The organism is Rhodococcus sp. T9N, assembly GCF_024436645.1.
In the GTDB taxonomy this organism is placed as follows: Bacteria; Actinomycetota; Actinomycetes; order Mycobacteriales; family Mycobacteriaceae; genus Rhodococcus_F; species Rhodococcus_F qingshengii.
In genome coordinates this window covers 1-3,117 of record NZ_JAMSKS010000053.1, presented here as the reverse complement: position 1 = coordinate 3,117, position 3,117 = coordinate 1, and the positions used below count along the sequence as shown (strand labels likewise).

Sequence of the window (3,117 nt, the reverse complement as noted above, 5' to 3'; positions counted from 1 at the left end):
TGGACTTCACCCGCGCTCGGGAGCAGTTGCTCCTGTTCCGTCTCGAGGCCAGTCACGCGATGCGTGCAGATTTCGATCTGGACATCACTGCGGCCCTGGCTCAGTTGGCGGCACTGCACGCAGCGTCTCAGGGGATTGGCGGTGCCGCGGGCGGCATTGGTTCGATCGGCAGCGCAGCCTCCGGGATGCTCAATCCCGTAAGCCTGGCAACGACGGCGCTTGTCGCCCTGGCTGCGGTGAGTCTCGTTCCGCTGATCGGCCAGCTCGCCCAGGCTGCAGGTGTCATTTCTCTACTTCCGGCGGTGGCGGCTGCTGCTGCGGCTGGAATCGCGACGATCGTCATCGGCTCGACAGGCATCTTCGATGCTTTCTCGAAGGGCTCGAAGGCTGCCGAGGAAGCTGCGAAGAATGCCGCGAAGACCGCGAAGCAGCAGGCGACCGAGGCTCGCGAACGTGCGTCGGCCGCGAAAGCTGTTGCGTCTGCGCAGCGCGGCGTGGAGAAGGCCGCTGACGGTGTTGCTCGCGCTGAGCGTGGCGTCGGCACGGCACTCGATAATGTCGAGCGCGCTGAGCGTGGAGTTGTCCAGGCGCAGAAGAAGGCTGAGGACGCTCAGAAGAGTCTGACTCGGGCCCGCAAGGATGCTCAGGAGCAGATCGAGGACCTGAATCTCGCACTGAAGGGGTCCGCTCTTGACGAGCGTGGCGCCGAGCTGGCGGTCCGTCGTGCCGAGCAGCAGTTGCGTGACCTCTGGAAGGGTGGCCAGCCGGTCACGCCTCTGGATGTATCCGAAGCAGTACTGGGCGTTGACGAGGCCAAGCAACGTCTCGACGAAGTTCGTGAGCGCAATGGTGATCTCCGCGAGGAAGTTGCTGCGGCAAATCAGGCCGGCGTCGAAGGTTCCGAACAGGTCATCTCCGCGAAGGAAGCAATCGCTGAGGCAGATCAAGGTGTCATCGATTCCCAGAAGTCTCTTGCGGATTCACACCTTGCAGTAGCCGATGCGCAGGCTGCGGTTCTTGATGCACAGCAGAACCTTGCGGATTCGCAGGAAGCCGTGATCGAAGCTCAGCAACGGGCCGCTGAGGCGACAATAGCTAGTGCCGATGCGGTCGACGAGTATGCGGCGGCCTTGGCGAACCTATCGCCCAACGCCCGCGCATTCGTGGAGGAAACCCGCGGCCTCGGTGATGCCTGGAAGAATCTCCGACTTCAGATCCAGGACAACCTGTTTGCCGGCCTCGGTGGATCGATCACTGATCTCGCGACGAACTACTTTCCGATCCTTAAGAACGGCCTCGGCGGCATTGCGACCGAGATCAATATCGGACTCAAGGGCGCGCTCGCTGATCTGTCGAGCGAGTCCAGCAAGCTCGACTGGACGAACATTCTCGAGAACACCCGGATCTCGATGCAGCCCGTCATCGACGGACTGTCGAGCCTCTTCGGTGGCCTGACGAATATCGCCTCCATCGGATCGGATTTCCTTCCCGGCCTCAGCGGTTCGTTTGCGGACACAATGGCGCGCTTCGAGGAGTGGACTGCCTCCGAGGAGGGGCAGAACAAGATCCGCACCTTCATGGAGAACTCGATCAAGGCCCTCGGTGAAATCAAGGATCTATTCGTCGAGATCGGCCGTGTCGTCGGCGGACTGTTCACCACCTCCGATGAATCCGGCAAGTCAATGGTCCAAAGCCTCACGGAAACTATGCGCGAGTTCGCGGACTGGATGCGCACGGCCGAGGGCCAAGAGAAGATGAAGCAATTCTGGGAGGATGTCCGCCAGACCATCGGCGACATTTTAAACCTCGTCAAGGAAGCCATCCAACTGGCTAGCATCCTTCGGGGAAATCCGAGCACTCCCAATCCAGATGGGTCATCCCCCGGGAAAGACACCCGTAGTTTTCGGGATCGGATCATCCGCGGAGCCGACAGCTACATCGCCCCAGGCGTCTATAAGGACAACGACGGTGGGTTCTGGGGCGGAGACAAATACAAAAATAACCGCGGCCTGGACACCGATCAGTATGGAAACGAAATTTTCGGCCGCTGGGGCATTTTCCCTGGCATCGAGTCCAATAGTTGGTTTGGGCGACTGCTCGGGAAAGATAACAATCACCCCGACTCCAGCGCTGGGGGCGCGCTGGAGAACTCCACGAATCCTCGCCCAGAAAGCCCTAATGGATCCGTTTTCCTTCCAACGACGGTTCCTGGTCCCAATACGGGCGGCGGTCGATCGGGTGGACAGAAGCAATACACCCGCGAGGAGTGGGAGAAGACCTTCGGCGACGTCGAGGAATTCGACCGCCAACTCGACGAACTGCAGCGCAAGTCAATCGAGACACAACAGGTCGGCAGCAGCAACTTCGGAACCCTCGGGTCTAATGTCGCGCAATCCCTACTCTCGCTCAGTACAGGCGATTTCGTCGGCTTCAAGTCAAGCCTGGAAGACCTCGGACGAAACATTCTCGGCACCACCGAGAGTGGCGGAATCAACTGGGGCAACCTCGGATCCAGGATCGGCGAGGTCGTAGGGAATATCACCAACACGATCTTCCCTGGCTTCAAGGAGGGCCTCGGAACACTCCTCGAATTCGGTCGCGGAATCGTCGAAGGATTCGGCGGGAACTGGGATCGGCTGAAGGAGATGGCCGCTGGTCCCATCAACTGGATCATCGACAACGTCATCAATGGCGCCCTTAAGAATGCGTGGAATGCGGTCTCCAGGGTCATTCCAGGACTTAAGGAATGGGACGGTGTCGATCGGGTCGGCACCGGTGAAGTGCTTGACGCTCGAGGCAACGATGGCGGCAAGACCGGGTACGCAACAGGTGGCATCCTTCCGGGTTACACCCCGGGCCGTGATGTGCACGAGTTTGCATCACCAACCGGTGGGAGATTACACCTTTCGGGCGGCGAAGCGGTAATGCGCCCGGAGTGGACCCAGGCCATGGGTTCCGGCTATGTGAACGGCATGAACGCCGCCGCGCGAGCCGAGGGTGTAGCTGGCGTCAAGAAACGAATGCAGTACTTCGCGAATGGCGGAATCGTCGAGTCGATGACTTCGGCCGTGCAGGAGAAGTTCGGCGCCGGAATGCAAATGACCTCCGGTCTTCGCT

At 60.3% G+C, this 3,117-nt stretch carries 1 protein-coding gene; it reads left to right on the top strand.

Translation table 11 applies throughout. The features are described from left to right. The coding region (locus M1L53_RS32930; protein ID WP_261949498.1) for a hypothetical protein at positions 1–3,117 on the top strand (3,117 nt) is incomplete at both ends.